Below are 18001 nucleotides of genomic sequence, written 5' to 3'. Positions count from 1 at the left end.
CCCCGGCGCCCGTTCGCAGCCGCGCGGCGCGCCCGCCGCTTCTTTCGCTCCAACCGGCCGCGATGGCCGCTTCGCCCGTGAACCCTCGACTCGACTCGCTCCAGCCCTATCCCTTCGAAAAGCTGCGCGCCCTGTTCAAGGACGTGACGCCTTCCGGCGACCTCAAACCGATCAGCTTCGGCATCGGCGAGCCCAAACACGCGACGCCGGCGCTGATCCGCGACGCCGTGGTGGCTGCGCTCGACGGCCTCGCGTCGTACCCGGCCACCGCCGGCTCGGACGCGCTGCGCACGTCGATCGCGCACTGGCTCGAGCACCGCTACGGGCTGCCGGCGATCGATCCGGCCACGCAGGTGCTGCCGGTGTCGGGCTCGCGCGAGGCGCTGTTCTCGCTCGCGCAGACCGTGATCGACGCGCGCCCGCGCGCGGACGGCAAGAAGGCGATCGTACTCTGTCCGAATCCTTTCTATCAAATTTACGAAGGCGCGGCGCTGCTGGCCGGTGCCGAACCCTATTTCGCGAACAGCGACCCGGCGCGCAACTTCGCGTGCGACTACGCGGCCGTGCCCGATGACGTGTGGGCGCGCACGCAGCTGCTGTACGTGTGCTCGCCCGGCAACCCGACGGGCGCCGTGCTGACGCTCGACGACTGGCGCGAGCTGTTCGCGCTGTCGGACCGCCACGGTTTCGTGATCGCGTCCGACGAATGCTATTCGGAAATCTATTTCGACGAAGCGGCGCCGCCGCTCGGCGGCCTCGAGGCCGCGCACCGCCTCGGCCGCGGCTTCGAGCGGCTCGTGATGCTGTCGAGCCTGTCGAAGCGCTCGAACGTGCCGGGCATGCGCTCGGGCTTCGTCGCCGGCGACGCCGCGCTGCTGAAAAAGTTCTTGCTGTACCGTACGTACCACGGCGCCGCGCTGTCGCCGGTCTGGCAGCACGCGAGCATCGCCGCGTGGAACGACGAGGCGCACGTGCGCGAGAACCGCGCGCTGTATCTGCAGAAGTTCAATACGGTCACGCCGATGCTCGCCGACGTGATCGACGTGAAGCTGCCCGACGCCGCGTTCTACCTGTGGGCCAACGTCGCGCGCACCGGCCTGTCGGACACCGAGTTCGCCCGCCGCCTGTACGCCGACTATAATGTGACGGTTCTGCCCGGCTCGTATCTGGCGCGCGACGCGCACGGCACGAATCCGGGCCGCGATTTCATCCGGATCGCGCTCGTCGCGGGCACCCCCGAATGCGTCGAGGGCGCGCAACGCATCGTCGATTTCTGCCGCGCTCTCGCACGGTAAGACGTCCATCCCGATCAATTCCATTCATCTCCTGCGAAAACGAACATGTCGCAACAACTTCAGCAAATCATCGATACCGCCTGGGAAAACCGCGCCGAGCTGTCGCCGAAGGCCGCGCCCGCCGACGTCCGCGAGGCCGTCGCTCACGCGATCGAGCAGCTCGACAAAGGTGCACTGCGCGTCGCCGAGAAAATCGACGGCAACTGGACCGTGCACCAGTGGCTGAAGAAGGCCGTGCTGCTGTCGTTCCGCCTGGAGGACAACGCACCGATGCCGGCCGGCGGCTACTCGCAGTTCTACGACAAGGTGCCGTCGAAGTTCGCGAACTACACGGCCGAAGACTTCGCCGCGGGCGGCTTCCGCGTCGTGCCGCCGGCCATCGCGCGCCGCGGCTCGTTCATCGCGAAGAACGTCGTGCTGATGCCGTCGTACACCAACATCGGCGCGTACGTCGACGAAGGCACGATGGTCGACACGTGGGCGACGGTCGGTTCGTGCGCGCAGATCGGCAAGAACGTGCACCTGTCGGGCGGCGTCGGCATCGGCGGCGTGCTCGAGCCGCTGCAGGCGAACCCGGTCATCATCGAAGACAACTGCTTCATCGGCGCGCGCTCGGAAGTCGTCGAAGGCGTGATCGTCGAGGAGAACTCGGTGATCTCGATGGGCGTGTACCTCGGCCAGAGCACCAAGATCTACGACCGCGAAACGGGCGAAGTCAGCTACGGCCGCATCCCGGCCGGCTCGGTCGTCGTCGCCGGCAACCTGCCGTCGAAGGACGGCTCGCACAGCCTGTACTGCGCGGTGATCGTGAAGAAGGTCGACGCGAAGACGCGTGCGAAGGTCGGCCTGAACGAGCTGCTGCGAGGCGACTGATGGCGAAGCCGCACACCGTGGTCGTCTACGGCATTCCGAACTGCGACACCGTGAAGAAGGCCCGCGTGTGGCTCGACGATCACGGCGTCGAATTCGAGTTCCACGATTTCAAGAAGCTCGGCGTCAGCGCGCCGCTGGTCGAAGACTGGCTGAAGGACGTGTCGCTCGACGCGCTCGTGAACAAGCGCGGCACCACGTGGCGCGGCCTGGACGACGCGATGAAGGCGGCCGCCGAAACGAAGACCGGCGCGGTCGCGCTGATGATCCACAAGCCGTCGGTCATCAAGCGCCCCGTGCTCGTCGTCAACGGCCGCGTGAAATCGCTCGGCTTCGTGGCCGATCAATACGCGGCGCTGTTTGCCGCATAGGGCCGCCCGCGCTGCGCCTGCGGGCGTAGGGCCTGTTCACGCTAATAACGGGCTTGCGAACGTGCCTTTCCGCCCGTCCCCCAAGGGGACTTCCTTTGGGCGCGTGCAAGGAGTAAGGAGCGCCGTTTGGCCATGCCAAACAAGCGACGCACGACGCCGCAATGTGGGCGGAAAGGCACGTTCCCCTGTTTGGAAAAATGCATTCGTGGGGCTGCCCCCCAGAAGGGCCGATCGCCGCGTCATGCTCCTCGCGAATACGTCGAGTATTCGCTTCGTCGCAATCCTTGCGCTCGGCCCTTCTGGGGGCCAGCGCAAGCCCGTTATTAGCGTGAACAGGCCCTGGCCCGACGCCCTGTCGCTGCCGGCCATCGCGCCGGCATTTTTTATCGAAAGTGGTCCGAACCATGTCCGCCACCCTAGCCCTTACCGAACAACTGATCGCACGCGCGTCCGTGACGCCCGACGACCAGCACTGCCAGCAGATCATGACCGAGCGCCTCGCCGCGCTCGGCTTCGAATGCGAGACCATCGCGTCGCACGGCGTGACCAACCTGTGGGCCGTCAAGCGCGGCACCGACGGCCGCGACGGCAAGCTGCTCGCGTTCGCGGGCCACACCGACGTCGTGCCGACCGGCCCGCTCGAGCAGTGGACCTCGCCGCCGTTCATCCCCGCCCATCGCGACGGCAAGCTGTACGGCCGCGGCGCGGCCGACATGAAGACGTCGCTCGCGGCGTTCGTCGTCGCGTCCGAGGAATTCGTCGCGGCCCATCCCGGCCACCGCGGCGCGATCGCGTTCCTGATCACGAGCGACGAGGAAGGCCCGGCCACCGACGGCACCGTAAAGGTCGTCGAGCTGCTGCAGGAACGCGGCGAACGCCTCGACTACTGCATCGTCGGCGAGCCGACGTCGAGCGCCGAGCTCGGCGACGTCGTCAAGAACGGCCGCCGCGGATCGATGTCCGGCGAACTCGTCGTCAAGGGCGTGCAGGGCCACATCGCGTATCCGCACCTCGCGAAGAACCCGATCCACCTGCTCGCGCCGGCGCTCGCCGAGCTCGCGGCCGAACGGTGGGACGAAGGCAACGAATACTTCCCGCCGACCACCTGGCAGGTGTCGAACCTGCATGCCGGCACCGGCGCGACCAACGTGATCCCCGGCCACGCCGACCTGCTGTTCAACTTCCGCTTCTCGACCGCGAGCACGGTCGAAGGCCTGCAGGCCCGCGTGCACGCGATCCTCGACAAGCATGGTCTCGAATACACGCTGAAATGGTCGGTGAGCGGCCTGCCGTTCCTCACGCCGCGCGGCGACCTGTCGGGCGCGCTGGAAAACGCGATCCGCGCCGAGACCGGCATCACGACCGAGCTGTCGACGACGGGCGGCACGTCCGACGGACGCTTCATCGCGCGCATCTGCCCGCAGGTGATCGAGTTCGGCCCGCCGAACGGCAGCATCCACAAGATCGACGAGCACATCGAGGTGCGCTTCGTCGACCCGCTGAAGAACGTGTACCGACGCGTGCTCGAACAACTGATTGCCTGACGGAGCCTCGCATGACGACACCTTTTGCCACCATCCGCGACCTGCTGCGCTACGCGGTCACGCGCTTCTCGAAAGCGAAGCTCGCGTTCGGCCACGGTTCCGACAACGCGTACGACGAAGCGGCCTACCTCGTGCTGCATACGCTCGACCTGCCGCTCGACACGCTCGAGCCGTTCCTCGACGCGCGCCTCTTGCCCGACGAAATCGCGGCCGTGCTGGCGGTGATCGAACGACGCGCGACCGATCGCGTGCCGGCCGCCTACCTCACGCATGAAGCGTGGATGCATGGCCACCGCTTCTACGTCGACGAACGCGTGATCGTGCCGCGCTCGTTCATCGGCGAACTGCTCGACGACGGGCTGCAGCCGTATGTCGCCGATCCCGAGCAGGTCGGCGCGGTGCTCGAACTGTGCACCGGCTCCGGCTGCCTCGCGATCCTCGCGGCGAGCGCGTTCCCGAACGCCGAGATCGACGCGGTCGACCTGTCGGACAAGGCGCTCGAGGTCGCGGAAATCAACGTGCGCGACTACGGCCTCGAAGACCGCATCGGGCTGCACCGCGGCGACCTCTACGCGCCGCTGCCCGCATTCCGCACCGATCCCGACTCGCGCTACGACGTGATCCTGACGAACCCACCGTACGTGAACGCCGCGTCGATGGCCGCGCTGCCGCCCGAATACCGGCACGAGCCGGAAATGGCGCTCGCCGGCGGCGACGACGGGATGGACATCGTGCGACGCATCGTCGCCGAAGCGCACCGCTGGCTGCATGACGACGGCGTGCTCGTCGTCGAGATCGGCAACGAGCGCGAGCACGTCGAAGCGGCGTTCGGCGGCCTCGAGCTCACGTGGCTGCCGACCAGCGCGGGCGACGACGCCGTGTTCCTGATCCAGGCGTCGGACCTGCCGCGCAAGGCCTGAGCGGTTCCGGCCCGCCCGCCGTGCGGCGCACCATTGCGCCGCACGGTTGGGTAAGATGCGCGTAGGCGGCCGCCCGGCCGCACGACCGCCGGAATCCCTCGGGGAGTCCGCTCGGGAGTCCTTTACGCGCCCATGACCCTCGACTGGCTACATCTCGGCACCCTGATCCTGACCATCCACGTGCTCGGGATCCTCGCGGCGTGCCACGCAATCATGAACACGCGCACGTCGCAAGGCGCGATCGCGTGGGCCGTCTCGCTCGCGGCCATGCCGTACCTGACGCTCGTTCCGTACCTGTTCCTCGGCCGCAGCAAATTCTCCGGCTACGTCGACGCCCGGCGCCACGAGCTGGAAATGTTGCGCACGCACACACCGCGTTCGCCGTGGCGCACCACCGACGCGACCGACGGGCCGGCCGCCGACGCGCTGGGCCAGGCCGCCGTGCTCGCGCTCACGCGGCTCGGCGGCATGCCGTTCCTCGGCGGCAATTCGGTGCGCACGCTCGTGAACGGCGACGCGACGTTCTCGGCCATCCTGTCGGCGATCGACGCCGCGCGCGACTACGTGCTCGTCCAGTTCTTCATCGTGCGCGACGATGCGCTCGGCCGGATGCTGCGCGACTCGCTGCTCGCGCGCGCGGCAGCCGGCGTGCGCTGCTGCCTGCTGTACGACAGCATCGGCAGCTTCGACCTGCCGCACAGCTACGTCGACGCATTGCGCCGGGGCGGCGTCGAAGTCCGTCCGTTCGCGACCAACCGGAAATTCGTCAACCGCTTCCAGCTGAACTTCCGCAACCATCGCAAGATCGTCGTCGTCGACGGCAATCGCGCGTTCGTCGGCGGCCACAACGTCGGCGTCGAATATCTCGGCGCGAAGTCGCGCCTGTCGCCATGGCGCGATACCCACATCGAGATACGCGGCCCCGTGGTGGCGAGCATCCAGTACGTGTTCGCCGAAGACTGGCACTGGGCGACGCAGAAGCTGCCGCCCATCGCGCTGCCGCCGCCCGCGCAGCCCGGCGACGGCATGCATTGCCTCGCGGTGCCGATGGGGCCGGCGGACAAGCAGGAAACCGGCTCGCTGTTCTTCGTCGAATCGATCAATGCCGCCCGCGAGCGGGTCTGGATCACCACGCCGTACCTGGTTCCCGACGAAGCCGTGCTCTGCGCGCTGAAGCTCGCCGTGATGCGCGGCGTCGACGTGCGCATCCTGATCCCGAGCCGGCGCGACCACTACGTCGTGTTCGAGGCGTCGAAGCTTTACGCGCGCGACCTCGTCGATGCGGGCGTGAAGGTGTTCCGCTACCGGCCCGGCTTCCTGCACCAGAAGGTCGTGCTGATCGACCGCGTCGCGGCGGCGATCGGCAGCGCGAATCTCGACAACCGCTCGTTCCGCCTCAATTTCGAGGTCATGGTGCTGACCGTCGACCCGGCGTTCGCCGACGAGGTCGAGACGATGCTCGACGCCGACTTCGCGCAGGCGTACGAGGTGGATGCGGACGAATACCGGCAGTCGCCCGCCTGGCGGCGCATCGCGATGCACGTCGCGCGGCTGTTCGCGCCGATCCTGTAACGGCGCTGACGACCGCCGCGCCCGCGCGATCCGCACCGGCACGGCGCACGCCGCGCTGCGCCGTCACAGCAGCTTGTCGATGTCCGCGGCGATTTCGTCGGGCTTGGTGGACGGCGCGTAGCGCTTGACGATGCGCCCTTCGCGGTCGATCAGGAATTTCGTGAAATTCCACTTGATCGCCTTGAGGCCGAGAATGCCGGGCGCCTCGTCGGTCAGGTAGCGATACAGCGGATGCGCATGGTCGCCCTTCACGTCGATCTTCGCGAACATCGGGAACGTGACGCCGTAGTTGCGCTCGCAGAACGCACCGATCTGCGCGGCATCGCCCGGCTCCTGCTTGCCGAACTGGTTGCACGGGAAGCCGAGCACGAAGAAGCCGCGCGCCGCGTACTGGTCGTACAGCTTCTGCAGACCCGCGTACTGCGGCGTGAAACCACACTCGCTCGCGGTATTGACGATCAGCAGCACCTTGCCGCGATACGCATCGAGCGATACCGGCGCACCGGCGAGCGTCTCTGCGCTGAACGAATACAGGGTGGACATCGGGCACTCCTTTTACGAAACCGGATCGACGTGGAGTCTAGGCGAAATTGCGCCGTTGCGGCACCCGCCGAACGGCCGATGCCCGGCGCGAGCGGCGCGCAGTCTAGAATAGCGGTTTTGGCCAGTCATTTCCGCCGTGATCCGTTTCAATCAGTTCAGCCTTGCGCGCGGCACCAAGCCGCTGTTCGAGTCGACCTCGTTCGTGCTCAATCCCGGCGAGAAAGCCGGCCTGATCGGCGCGAACGGCGCCGGCAAGTCGACGCTGTTTTCCGTCCTGCGCGGCGAGCTGCATTCCGACGGAGGCGATTTCTCGATGCCGCCGTCGTGGCGGATCGCCCACGTGTCGCAGGAAACGCCCGCGGTCGACCGCTCGGCGCTCGACTACACGCTCGACGGCGATGCCGCGCTGCGCGAGATCGAGGCCCGCATCGCCGCCGCGTCGGCCGCGCATGACGGCGCCGCCGAAGCCGACGCGCACGCGGCGTTCGCCGATGCCGACGGCTACACCGCGCCCGCCCGCGCCGAAGCGCTGCTGCTCGGCCTCGGCTTCACGCTCGCGCAAACGCGCGAATCCGTCGCGAGCTTCTCCGGCGGCTGGCGCATGCGCCTGAACCTCGCGCAGGCGCTGATGTGCCGCTCCGACCTGCTGCTGCTCGACGAACCGACGAACCACCTCGACCTCGATGCGATCGTCTGGCTCGAGGACTGGCTGCACCGCTACCCCGGCACGCTCGTCGTGATCTCGCACGACCGCGAATTCCTCGATTCGATCTGCAACGTCACGCTGCATCTGGAAAACCGCCAGGTGAAGCGCTACGGCGGCAACTACTCGCAGTTCGAAGTGCTGCGCGCGCAGCAACTGGCGCTGCAGCAAAACGCGTACGAAAAGCAGCAGAAGACGATCGAGCACCTGCAGAGCTTCGTCGACCGCTTCAAGGCCAAGGCGACCAAGGCCAAGCAGGCGCAAAGCCGGATGAAGGCGCTCGAGAAGATGGAGCTGATCGCGCCCGCGCACATCGCGTCGCCGTTCACGTTCGAATTCCGCACGCCCGATGCCGCACCGAACCCGATGATGGTGATGGAAGACGTCCGCTGCGGCTACCACGCCGACGACGGAGCGGAGATCCCGATCGTCGAGCGCGTCGCGCTGTCGATCCAGAACGGCCAGCGCATCGGCCTGCTCGGCGCGAACGGCCAGGGCAAGTCGACGCTGATCAAGACGCTGGCCGGCACGCTCGCGCCGCTGTCGGGGCAGGTCCGCGACGGCAAGGGGCTGACGATCGGCTATTTCGCGCAGCACCAGCTCGAGACGCTGCGCGAAGACGATTCGCCGCTCGCACACCTGGCGCGGCTCGCACCCGACACGCGCGAGCAGGAATTGCGCGACTTCCTCGGCGGCTTCAATTTCTCGGGCGACATGGCGACCAGCCCGGTCGGGCCGTTCTCGGGCGGCGAAAAAGCCCGCCTCGCGCTGGCGCTGATCATCTGGCAGAAGCCGAACCTGCTGCTGCTCGACGAACCGACGAACCACCTCGACCTCGAAACGCGCCACGCGCTGACGATGGCGCTCGCGCAGTTCGAAGGCACGCTGATCCTCGTGTCGCACGACCGTCACCTGCTGCGTGCGACGACCGACCAGTTCATGCTGGTCGCGAAGCACCGGCTGCAGCCGTTCGACGGCGACCTCGACGACTACCGCGACTGGCTGCTGCAGCATGCGGCCGAGCAGCGCGCGGCCGCGAAGGCCGACAGCGCGGCAGCCGCGGGCGCCGATCCGGGCGTGAATCGCAAAGATCAGAAGCGCCAGGCGGCCGAGGAGCGCCAACGGCTGTCGCAGCTGAAGAAGCCGCTGCAGAACCGCATCACGAAGCTCGAAAAGGAAATGGAAACGCTGCACGCGGAGAAGGCGCGCCTCGACGCGTTCGTTGCCGATCCGGCGAGCTACGAAGCCGCGCGCAAGACGGAACTGACCGACGCGATCCGCAAGCTCGGCGAGGTCAACACCCGGCTCGAGACGGTCGAGGCGGACTGGCTCGCCGTGCAGGAAGAACTCGAGCAGATCGGCTGAACGCGGCCGCCGGGGCCGTCAGCCGATGATCGCGTCATCGGCGGCACGGCGCGTCGGGGCGTCAATGACCCACGAACCCGCCCGGCCGCGCCGGCCGCGGAAACGACGAAGCCGGGCACCCTGGCCCGGCCTCGTCGTCATTGCTGCATTTGATGTGGCTGCGTCGGCCGGCGCCCGTATGCCCGCCCGCGCCATCCGCTCAGCGGCGCGGCAGCGTGTCGCGCGGCATCTGCTCGTCGTCGCCCATCAGGTACCGGCGCCCTTGGGTCGGCCGGCGGATCGCCGCGGCGACTTCCGCTTCCGTCACATCCTCGGACACGACCTTGCGCGCGAGGCGCCCTTCTTCGTCGATCCACTCGACGATCCGGCATCCGCCGCCCCACGGCTGGCGAATCGGCTCCGACACGCGGCAGCCGCGCAGGTTGTAAAGGCGTCCGCCAGGCGCTTCCCCGTACGATTTCAACATAGGTTCCCTTCGCATTGCGCGGTTCGACAATCCGGCAAAGGATAGGGAAAAGCGATGTCCGGCGGGTTACAGCAGCCTACATATTCTTTACAGCGAATTACGCGACAGATCGCCCGGCGGCGCACGGCCCGTGCGTGCGCCGGGCCGCTCATTCAAGATCGCGCACGCGGTCGATCGCCTGCTCGAGCCGCTCGACGGCCATCACGTTCAGCCCTTCGATCGGCTGTTTCGGCGCATTCGCCTTCGGGATCAGCGCAGACGTGAAGCCGAGCTTCGCCGCTTCGCGCAGCCGTTCCTGCCCGCGCGGGGACGGCCGGATCTCGCCCGCCAGCCCCACCTCGCCGAACACGATCAGCCCTTTCGGCAGCGCCTTGTTGCGCATCGACGAGTGAATCGCGAGCAGCACCGCGAGGTCGGCGGCCGGCTCGGTGATCTTCACGCCGCCCACGGCATTCAGGAACACGTCCTGGTCGAAGGCGGCGATGCCCGCGTGCCGGTGCAGCACCGCGAGCAGCATCGCGAGCCGGTTCTGCTCGAGGCCGACCGCGAGCCGGCGCGGGTTCGGCACGTGCGCCGTATCGACGAGCGCCTGGATTTCGACGAGCAGCGGGCGCGTGCCTTCCTGCGTGACGAGTACGCACGAACCGGGCACGACCTGCTCGTGCTGCGACAGAAACAGCGCGGACGGGTTGGCTACGCCGCGCAGCCCGCGCTCGGTCATCGCGAACACGCCGAGTTCGTTGACCGCGCCGAAGCGGTTCTTGAACGCACGCACGAGCCGGAACGACGAATGCGTGTCGCCCTCGAAGTACAGCACCGTGTCGACGATGTGCTCGAGCACGCGCGGGCCGGCGAGATTGCCCTCCTTCGTCACGTGCCCGACCATGATGATCGCGGTGCCCGACTGTTTCGCGATGCGCGTGAGCTGCGCCGCGCATTCGCGCACCTGCGCGACCGAGCCCGGCGCCGACGTGAGCGCGTCCGAATAGACGGTCTGGATCGAGTCGATGACGGCCACGTCCGGCCGCTCCGCATCGATCGCGGCCTGGATCTTCTCGAGCTGGATCTCGGCGAGCAGCTTCAGCTCGGCCGCCGGCGTGCCGCCGTCGAGCAGTGCGAGCCGTTGCGCGCGCAATGCGATCTGCGCGGCCGATTCCTCGCCGCTGATATAGAGGGCGCGCCGCTCGTTCGCGATATCCGCGAGCGACTGCAGCAGCAGCGTCGACTTGCCGATGCCCGGGTCGCCGCCGATCAGCACGACGCCGCCGGGCACCAGCCCGCCGCCCAGCACGCGGTCGAATTCGCCGATGCCGGTCGAGAAGCGCGGTACGTCGGCGGCCTCGATGTCGACGAGGCGCTGCACCGGAGCCCGCTTCGCGAGCGACTGGAAACGATGGACAGCCGGCGATTCGGCGACCGATTCAACGAGGGTGTTCCACGCTTGGCACGACGGGCACTGGCCCTGCCACTTCGGGGTTTGTCCGCCGCACTCGCTGCAGACGTAAACGGTTTTCTGTTTGGCCACGCGCGACGCCCTTATTCCGCTCGCACCGGCACGCGGCCGGCGACCGCGCACATCAGCTCGTAGCCGATCGTGCCGCAATGGCGCGCGACGTCGTCGATCGGCAGCGCGTTGCCCCACAGCTCGACGCGCGCGCCGACGCCGGCCTGCGGGCACGGCGTCAGGTCGACGGTGATCATGTCCATCGAGACGCGACCGACGATCCGCGTGCGGATGCCGTCGACGATCACGGGCGTGCCTTCCGGCGCGACGCGCGGATAGCCGTCCGCGTAGCCGCACGCGACGACGCCGATCCGCATCTGCGCCTGCGCGGAGAACGTCGAGCCATAGCCGATCGCCTGGCCCTTCGCGATCGTCTGCACCGCGATCAGCTCGGACGCGAGCGTCATCGCCGGCTTCAACCCCGTGTCGGCGATATCGGACGACAGCCCGGACGGCGACGCCCCATACAGCACGATCCCCGGCCGCACCCAGTCGAAGTGCGTATCGGGATGCCACAGCACGGCCGCCGAATTCGCGAGACTGCGCGCGCCGGCGATGTTTTCCGCGCCGCGCTCGAACGTCGCGAGCTGCTCGGCGACGCCGCGCTCGTTGTCCGCGTCCGAAAAATGGGTCATCAACGTGATCTGGCCGATGCCGGGGCACGCGCGGGCGCGTTCCCACGCGGCACGGTATTTTCCCGGCACGTAACCGAGCCGGTTCATCCCGCTGTTCATCTTGAGCTGCACGTTGACGGGCTTCGACAGCCGCGCCGTTTCCAGCATCCGCATCTGCTCGTCGTTGTGGACGGTCGTGGTCAGGCTGTAGCGGTCGATCACGTCGATGTCGGTCGAGCGGAAGAAGCCTTCGAGCAGCAGGATCGGGCCTGCCCAGCCGAGCTCGCGCAGCTTCACGGCCTCGTCGAGGTCGAGCAGGCCGAAGCCATCGGTGCCGCGCAGGCCGGGAAACGCGCGGGCGAGACCGTGGCCGTACGCGTTGGCCTTGACGACCGTCCAGACCTTGGACGGGCCGGCAAATCGGCGGACGACGGAGAGATTGTTCGCGAGAGCGGCGGTGTGGATGGTGGCGGAGATCGGGCGCGGCATGGGAAATTTACGTAAAGACGCTTGCGAATCATCAGCTTACCGCGCCTTTTGAGCACCGAAGCCGACAATTTGCGGAACGATCGGGGGATCTTGCTAGTCCGAATTCGCGTATTTTCATGTTATAAAGCCGTGCGCACAACCCATTTCGAACGGAATAAGCCGATCGCATACGAGGCGGCCTACGCGGCCCTGCCGCAGCGACGAAAGCATCGCATCAGATGAAAAAAGGTTTTTACACCATCATGGCCGCGCAGTTTTTCTCGTCGCTGGCCGACAATGCGCTCCTCATCGCCGCCATCGCCCTGCTGAAAGACCTCCACGCCCCCAACTGGATGACACCGCTGCTGAAGCTGTTCTTCGTGTTGTCGTATGTGGTGTTGGCGGCGTATGTGGGTGCGTTCGCGGATTCGCGCCCGAAGGGCCGCGTGATGTTCATCACCAACTCGATCAAGGTGGTCGGTTGCCTGATCATGCTGTTCGGCGCCCACCCGCTGATCGCGTACGGGATCGTCGGCTTCGGCGCGGCGGCCTACTCGCCGGCCAAGTACGGGATTCTCACCGAGCTGCTGCCGGCCGACCGGCTGGTCGCCGCGAACGGCTGGATCGAAGGCACGACCGTCAGCTCGATCATCCTCGGCACCGTGCTCGGCGGCGCGCTGATCAGCCCGCACATCGCATCGCACGTGATCGCCCACACGCCCGCGTGGATCGGCACGCCCGCCGAAGCCGCGATGGCGATCATCATGGCGATCTACGTGGTCGCCGCGCTGTTCAACCTGCGCATTCCCGACACGGGCGCCCGCTATCCGAAGCAGGAACGCGGCCCGGTCAAGCTGCTCACCGATTTCGCCGACTGCTTCATGGTGCTCTGGCGCGACAAGCTCGGCCAGATCTCGCTCGCGGTCACGACGCTGTTCTGGGGAGCGGGCGCGACGCTGCAGTTCATCGTGCTGAAGTGGGCCGAGGTGTCACTCAACATGTCGCTGTCCGAAGGCGCGATCCTGCAGGCCGTGGTCGCGGTCGGCGTCGCGGGCGGCGCAATCGCCGCCGCCGCCCGGATTCCGCTGAAGAAGTCGCTGAGCGTGCTGCCCGTCGGCATCATCATGGGCATCGCGGTGATGCTGATGGCGTTCTACACGCGCGACCTGTTCCCGTCGCACTGGGCCGTGCATTTCGGCCATCTGCGCATGCCGTTCTACCTGATCGTCGCGTACATCTTCCTGATCGGCGTCGGCGCGCTGTCCGGCTACTTCGTCGTGCCGATGAACGCGCTGCTGCAGCATCGCGGCCACGTGCTGCTGTCGGCCGGCCATTCGATCGCGGTGCAGAACTTCAACGAGAACCTGTCGGTGCTCGTGATGCTGTGCCTGTATGCGGTGCTCGTGTGGCTCGACGTGCCGGTCGGCGTCGTGATCGTGCTGTTCGGCACGTTCGTCTGCCTGACGATGTGGCTCGTGATGCGCCGCCACCAGGCGAACCAGCGTCAGTTCGACTCGGTCGCGCTGATCGGCGAATCGCGGCACTGACGCTACACTTTCGGTTTTCGTCCGCCGGCGCCGGTCCTCGAACCAGCGCGTTGCCCTCATGACGCACCCGATACCCAACATCCTGACGATCGCCGGCTCCGATTCGGGCGGCGGCGCAGGCATCCAGGCCGACCTGAAGACGTTTTCCGCGCTCGGCGCGTATGGCGCGAGCGTGATCACCGCGCTGACCGCGCAGAACACGCGCGGCGTGACGGGCGTGCATGCGCCGGACGCCGCATTCGTGACCGCGCAGCTCGACGCGGTGTTCGACGACATCCGCATCGATGCGGTCAAGATCGGGATGCTCGCCAACGCGGCGATCGTGCAGGCGGTGGCCGACGCGCTGCGCCGTTACGCGCCGCGCTTCGTCGTGCTCGACACGGTGATGATCTCGAAGAGTTCGCACGCGCTGCTCGCGCCCGATGCCGTCGACGCGCTGCGCGACACGCTGCTGCCGCTCGCGACGGTCGTCACGCCGAACCTGCCCGAAGCGGCCGCGCTGCTGAACGTTGCGCCCGCCACCACCGAAGACGACATGGTGCGGCAAGGCCAGGCCCTACTGCAGACCGGCGCGCGCGCCGTGCTGATGAAGGGCGGCCACCTGCCCGACGCGTCCGCGAGCCCCGACTGGCTCGTCGAAGCGACACGCACCGTGCGGCTCGACGGCGCGCGCGTGCCGGTCAGCAACACGCACGGCACCGGCTGCACGCTGTCGTCGGCGATCGCCGCGCTGCTGCCGCAGCAGCCCGACCTGGAAAGCGCGGTACGGGAAGCCAAGACCTACCTGACCGGCGCGATCGCCGCGAGCGGTCACCTCGACGTCGGCCACGGCGTCGGCCCGGTCCATCACTTTCATCGCTGGTGGTGAGCGCCGGCTGACGCGGCGTCAGTGATCCTGCGCTGCGAACGCCTGCGCGCGCACCGGCCAGTCGTCGGGCACGACGAAACCGCGCGCCGTCTCGCGCCACGTGCCGTCGCCGCCCTTTTCATGGATGCCGATCAGGTCGGGTGCCTGGCGCGTCGCCAGCACGGGCGGCAGTTCCGGTGCGCTCGCCAGCGGCTCGGGCTCGAAACCCGTACCGGCGGCGGCACGCCGCGGCGCCAGCCACGCCAGCCTCGGCAACACGCTCCATGCCGCACCGTCACGCTGCGCGGCCGCCCACGCCGGCCACTGCGCGTGCGTCAGCCAGAAACCGCGCGGATGATCCGGCGCGATTTCGGCGGACACCGGCGGCACCGGCGCGCCGTACGGATGGAACAGCCAGCCCTTGATGAACATCTGCGCGTCGGACGGCGCGCCGTAGCCGAGCCGGGCAAAGCCGTCGTGTTCGCCGAGCCGCAACTGATGGTCGAGCAGCCGGCTGCGCTTGCGGTCGAACCGGTCGACGAGATTGGGGCCGACGAAGTCGGCGAGCGACGCGCCGTCGCGGACCGGCGCGCACAGATAGCACTTCACCGCGAGTTCCCAGTGCAGGCGCCGGCCGTCCGGCGTATCGACGAGAAAGTCGACTTCGCCGAGCGTGCGACCGTTGCTGCGCAACGGGAGATTGGCCGCGACGAGCCGCAGCGACGGCCCGTGCGTCAGAAAGTACTCGAGCAGGCATTCGGCGTAGCGACCGAGCCGGGTGGGCCGAAACCCGTCGAGCGCGCGATGCAGCGGCCCGGGCTGCGCATCGAGCGCGGCGAGCCACGCTTCGACGGCCGCTTGCCCGGCCGCATCCGGCCACGGGCGCGCGAGCGGCGCGCCCGGCACCGCGGTGAGCAGGCTCGGGCTGGCCAGCAGCCAGCCCAGGTCGCGCACCGCGACGTCATGCAGCGTATCGACGAACGCGAACGCCGCGCCGGTCGTCATTGCCCGGCCGGGCCGTTCGCGTCGGCGCCATCCGCGCGCCGGAACGTGTCGCGCGCGAGGCACAGGTCGGCCCACGCCTTCGACTTGTCCTGCAGGCTGCGCAACAGGTAGGCCGGGTGGTAGGTGACGATCACCGGCACGCCCTCGTACGCATGCACGCGGCCGCGCAGCGACGCGATGCTCGCGTCCGTCTTCAGCAATGTCTGCGCGGCAAAACGGCCGAGCGCGACGATCAGCTTCGGCTTCACGAGCGCGACCTGACGCTGCAGATAAGGCTCGCAGCTCGCGACCTCGTCCGGCTCCGGGTTGCGGTTGCCGGGCGGCCGGCACTTGATCACGTTCGCGATGTACACGTTGTCGCCGCGCTCGAGCGACAGCGACTGCAGCATGTTGTCGAGCAGCTTGCCGGCCTGGCCGACGAACGGCTCGCCCTGCTTGTCCTCGTTCTCGCCCGGCGCTTCGCCGATCAGCATCCAGTCCGCTTCGCGGTCGCCGACACCGAACACGGTGTTGGTCCGCTTCTCGCACAGACGGCACAGCGTGCAATCGGCCACGCGCGCGGCCAGCGCATCCCAGTCGAGCGCGGCGACCGGCGTGCCGGCGGGGCGCGATGCGGCGGCCGGCACGGGCACGGATTCGCCCGGCGGCGCCGCGTCGAACCATGCGAAATCGTCGTCCCCGGCAGGCGGCGCATCATCCGTCGGCGGCATCGAATCGGGCGATGCGGCCGATGCCGCCTGCGCAGGCAGGCGATCGCCATCGCCGACACCGTGCGCCGACGCCCCCGACTCGCGAGCCGGCAAGCCGCCGCCAGAGCCACGCGCGACGGCCGGCGGCGCATCGTCCTGCACCGGTGCTCGCGCTGCACGCACCGGCCGATCGGCCGCGACGACGGCCCCGTCGTCGGCCGCCGCAGTTTGCGCGGCGGCAGGCGCGTCGGCTGCCGCGCCCTCGTCCGCGCGCTGCCCGCGCCGCACCCAGATCTGCGCGAGGCCCAGTTCCTCGAGCGCCGCTTCAGCCCACGCCATGCGCATTCCCCTCGTCCTTGTTCAGCGTCAGACGCATCACGATCGCGTCCTCCCGGCCACGATGCTTCGCCGGATAATAGTTCTTGCGCCGGCCGATCGTCACGAAGCCGAAGCGCTCGTACAGATGGATCGCGCGCGGATTGGACGGCCGCACTTCGAGCAGCACGCCGTCGAGCCGCTCCGCGCGCGAAATGCGCACCGCCTCGCGCAGCAGCGCGAGGCCCGCGCCCGCATGCTGCGCGGCCGGCGCGACACACAGGTTCAACAGATGCATCTCGTCGACCACGGGCATCAGCACGCAATAGCCGACGAGCGCCCCGGTCACGTGCCGCAGGCACACGCCCAGATAGCCGTTGCGCAACGAATCCTCGAAGTTGCCGCGGCTCCACGGGAATTCGTACGCGACGTGCTCGATCGCGACGACCTCGTCGAGATCGGCGTCCGTCATCGGCGCCAGATAGCGGTCGCTCAGCAGGACACCCGTCATCCCTTCGCCCCGCCCGTCTGCGCGGCCCGTGCCGCGATGCGCTCGGCGGTGGTCTGGGCGACCTTGTCGCGCACGTATTCGGGCGCGGCCTGGTCGGCCGGCACCGCACGCCCCGCGCGGAACGCGCGCAGCGCGGCATGCGCGACCGCCAGCGCATGCGGCATCGCATCGCCGTCGATCGCGGCTGCCCGCGCGGCGGCCGGCAATTGCGCGCCGAACGCTGCAGCCGCATTGCCGGCGAGCGTGAACGGCGCGTCGGGTACGCCGACGGCGCCCGGTGCGTCGAGCGACGCCGGATGCAGCGTGCGCCAGTCGCCGGCGCTGTCGTCCCACGCGAAATCCGCCCAGTAGGCTTCGTCCATCCGCGCGTCGAGCGCGGCGAGCACGCGGGTCGTGCCGGGTGCGCGCAGCCGCGCGTGCTCGGCGCACGCGAGCAGCGTGCCGATCGGCACGACCGGCAGCCCGCCCCCGAACGCGAGGCCCTGGGTAATGCCCGTCGCGGTACGCAGGCCCGTGAACGAGCCGGGGCCCGCGCCGAACGCGATCGCGTCGCAGTCGGCGAGCGTCAGTCCGGATTCGGCGAAGAGCTCCTGGATCGCCGGCAGCACGCGCGTGCTCGACACGGCGCCCGTCAGCTCGTGACGGACCCAGGTTTGCGGGGTGGAAACGGCGTCATCGGCCGGGGCCGAGCGCAGCAGCGCGACCGAGCAGTATTCGGTCGACGTATCGATGGCGAGGAGCACTGTTTGCGTCATGGCCGACATTGTAATGCGCCGCCCCGCTCCCACGGGCGATCAGGCCCGATCTGTGCGCGCGTGCGGCGCCGGTGGCGGTTTGGAAGGATCGCTCGAC

The 18001-nt window shown here is 68.5% G+C and carries 17 protein-coding genes; 9 read left to right on the top strand and 8 right to left on the bottom strand.

Features of this window, described 5'->3' with window-relative positions; translation table 11 throughout:
• Positions 1 to 62: 62 nt before the first annotated feature.
• From dapC to cls, 6 genes are all read left to right on the top strand, one after another.
• On the top strand, positions 63 to 1295 hold the full coding sequence (dapC, locus tag HWX03_RS08655) for a succinyldiaminopimelate transaminase (protein WP_175819583.1): 1233 nt from the start codon (positions 63 to 65) through the stop codon (positions 1293 to 1295).
• A 45-nt stretch (positions 1296 to 1340) separates the two neighbouring features.
• The gene (gene dapD, locus HWX03_RS08650) at positions 1341 to 2168 is read left to right on the top strand and encodes a 2,3,4,5-tetrahydropyridine-2,6-dicarboxylate N-succinyltransferase (protein ID WP_006478479.1); all 828 of its coding nucleotides are present in this window, start codon (positions 1341 to 1343) and stop codon (positions 2166 to 2168) included.
• Positions 2168 to 2536, top strand: a complete 369-nt coding sequence (locus HWX03_RS08645) for an ArsC family reductase (protein ID WP_014896722.1) — start codon at positions 2168 to 2170, stop codon at positions 2534 to 2536. Before dapD ends, HWX03_RS08645 begins: the two co-directional genes overlap by 1 nt.
• A 404-nt stretch (positions 2537 to 2940) precedes the next feature.
• Positions 2941 to 4080 carry a succinyl-diaminopimelate desuccinylase gene (gene dapE / locus HWX03_RS08640; protein ID WP_175870981.1) on the top strand — a complete coding sequence of 380 codons (1140 nt, stop codon included), beginning with the start codon at positions 2941 to 2943 and terminating at the stop codon, positions 4078 to 4080.
• A gap of 11 nt (positions 4081 to 4091) precedes the next feature.
• Complete coding sequence (prmB, locus tag HWX03_RS08635) at positions 4092 to 5000, top strand: 50S ribosomal protein L3 N(5)-glutamine methyltransferase (protein WP_059780841.1); 909 nt, start codon at positions 4092 to 4094, stop codon at positions 4998 to 5000.
• A gap of 132 nt (positions 5001 to 5132) precedes the next feature.
• The gene (gene cls, locus HWX03_RS08630; RefSeq protein ID WP_175870980.1) at positions 5133 to 6572 is read left to right on the top strand and encodes a cardiolipin synthase; all 1440 of its coding nucleotides are present in this window, start codon (positions 5133 to 5135) and stop codon (positions 6570 to 6572) included.
• A gap of 63 nt (positions 6573 to 6635) precedes the next feature.
• Here cls and HWX03_RS08625 read toward each other — a convergent pair whose 3' ends face one another.
• Positions 6636 to 7115, bottom strand: coding sequence for a glutathione peroxidase (locus HWX03_RS08625; protein WP_011549528.1), 480 nt, complete (start codon positions 7113 to 7115; stop codon positions 6636 to 6638).
• A 136-nt stretch (positions 7116 to 7251) separates the two neighbouring features.
• On the opposite strand from HWX03_RS08625, the gene HWX03_RS08620 reads away from it, so the two are divergent.
• Positions 7252 to 9183, top strand: coding sequence for an ATP-binding cassette domain-containing protein (locus HWX03_RS08620; protein ID WP_175819579.1), 1932 nt, complete (start codon positions 7252 to 7254; stop codon positions 9181 to 9183).
• A 199-nt stretch (positions 9184 to 9382) separates the two neighbouring features.
• Here the strand turns inward: HWX03_RS08620 and HWX03_RS08615 are convergent, their stop codons facing one another.
• The 3 genes from HWX03_RS08615 to alr all read right to left on the bottom strand — a co-directional run bounded on the left by HWX03_RS08615 (position 9383) and on the right by alr (position 12256).
• A complete protein-coding gene (locus tag HWX03_RS08615) occupies positions 9383 to 9649 on the bottom strand; it encodes a DUF2866 domain-containing protein (RefSeq protein ID WP_174390238.1) in 267 nt (88 codons plus the stop codon).
• 148 nt (positions 9650 to 9797) lie between these two features.
• Positions 9798 to 11174 (bottom strand): DNA repair protein RadA, encoded by a 1377-nt coding sequence (radA, locus tag HWX03_RS08610; protein ID WP_175819578.1) that lies wholly within the window; start codon positions 11172 to 11174, stop codon positions 9798 to 9800.
• 11 nt (positions 11175 to 11185) lie between these two features.
• The gene (alr, locus tag HWX03_RS08605; RefSeq protein ID WP_174434596.1) at positions 11186 to 12256 is read right to left on the bottom strand and encodes an alanine racemase; all 1071 of its coding nucleotides are present in this window, start codon (positions 12254 to 12256) and stop codon (positions 11186 to 11188) included.
• 218 nt (positions 12257 to 12474) lie between these two features.
• Between alr and lplT the strand changes: the two genes are divergently transcribed.
• Both lplT and thiD read left to right on the top strand, forming a co-directional pair.
• On the top strand, positions 12475 to 13782 hold the full coding sequence (gene lplT / locus HWX03_RS08600; RefSeq protein WP_175870979.1) for a lysophospholipid transporter LplT: 1308 nt from the start codon (positions 12475 to 12477) through the stop codon (positions 13780 to 13782).
• A 58-nt stretch (positions 13783 to 13840) separates the two neighbouring features.
• Positions 13841 to 14650: a bifunctional hydroxymethylpyrimidine kinase/phosphomethylpyrimidine kinase gene (gene thiD, locus HWX03_RS08595; protein WP_174434594.1), complete on the top strand. Its 810-nt coding sequence runs from the start codon at positions 13841 to 13843 to the stop codon at positions 14648 to 14650.
• 18 nt (positions 14651 to 14668) lie between these two features.
• Here the strand turns inward: thiD and HWX03_RS08590 are convergent, their stop codons facing one another.
• From HWX03_RS08590 to tsaB, 4 genes are read right to left on the bottom strand one after another with little or no spacing between them, the layout of a single operon-like run.
• Complete coding sequence (locus HWX03_RS08590; RefSeq protein ID WP_175870978.1) at positions 14669 to 15634, bottom strand: DUF1853 family protein; 966 nt, start codon at positions 15632 to 15634, stop codon at positions 14669 to 14671.
• Positions 15631 to 16662 carry a uracil-DNA glycosylase gene (locus HWX03_RS08585; protein WP_175870977.1) on the bottom strand — a complete coding sequence of 344 codons (1032 nt, stop codon included), beginning with the start codon at positions 16660 to 16662 and terminating at the stop codon, positions 15631 to 15633. The genes HWX03_RS08590 and HWX03_RS08585 overlap by 4 nt, the downstream gene beginning before the upstream one ends.
• Positions 16649 to 17149, bottom strand: a complete 501-nt coding sequence (gene rimI / locus HWX03_RS08580) for a ribosomal protein S18-alanine N-acetyltransferase (RefSeq protein WP_174390231.1) — start codon at positions 17147 to 17149, stop codon at positions 16649 to 16651. Before rimI ends, HWX03_RS08585 begins: the two co-directional genes overlap by 14 nt.
• Complete coding sequence (gene tsaB, locus HWX03_RS08575) at positions 17146 to 17913, bottom strand: tRNA (adenosine(37)-N6)-threonylcarbamoyltransferase complex dimerization subunit type 1 TsaB (RefSeq protein WP_175819572.1); 768 nt, start codon at positions 17911 to 17913, stop codon at positions 17146 to 17148. Before tsaB ends, rimI begins: the two co-directional genes overlap by 4 nt.
• Positions 17914 to 18001: the final 88 nt, after the last annotated feature.

The organism is Burkholderia sp. BCC0397, assembly GCF_902832865.1.
Taxonomy (GTDB): domain Bacteria; phylum Pseudomonadota; class Gammaproteobacteria; order Burkholderiales; family Burkholderiaceae; genus Burkholderia.
The sequence above is the reverse complement of the archived record's forward strand: the minus strand, read 5'-3'. Positions and strand labels throughout refer to the sequence as shown.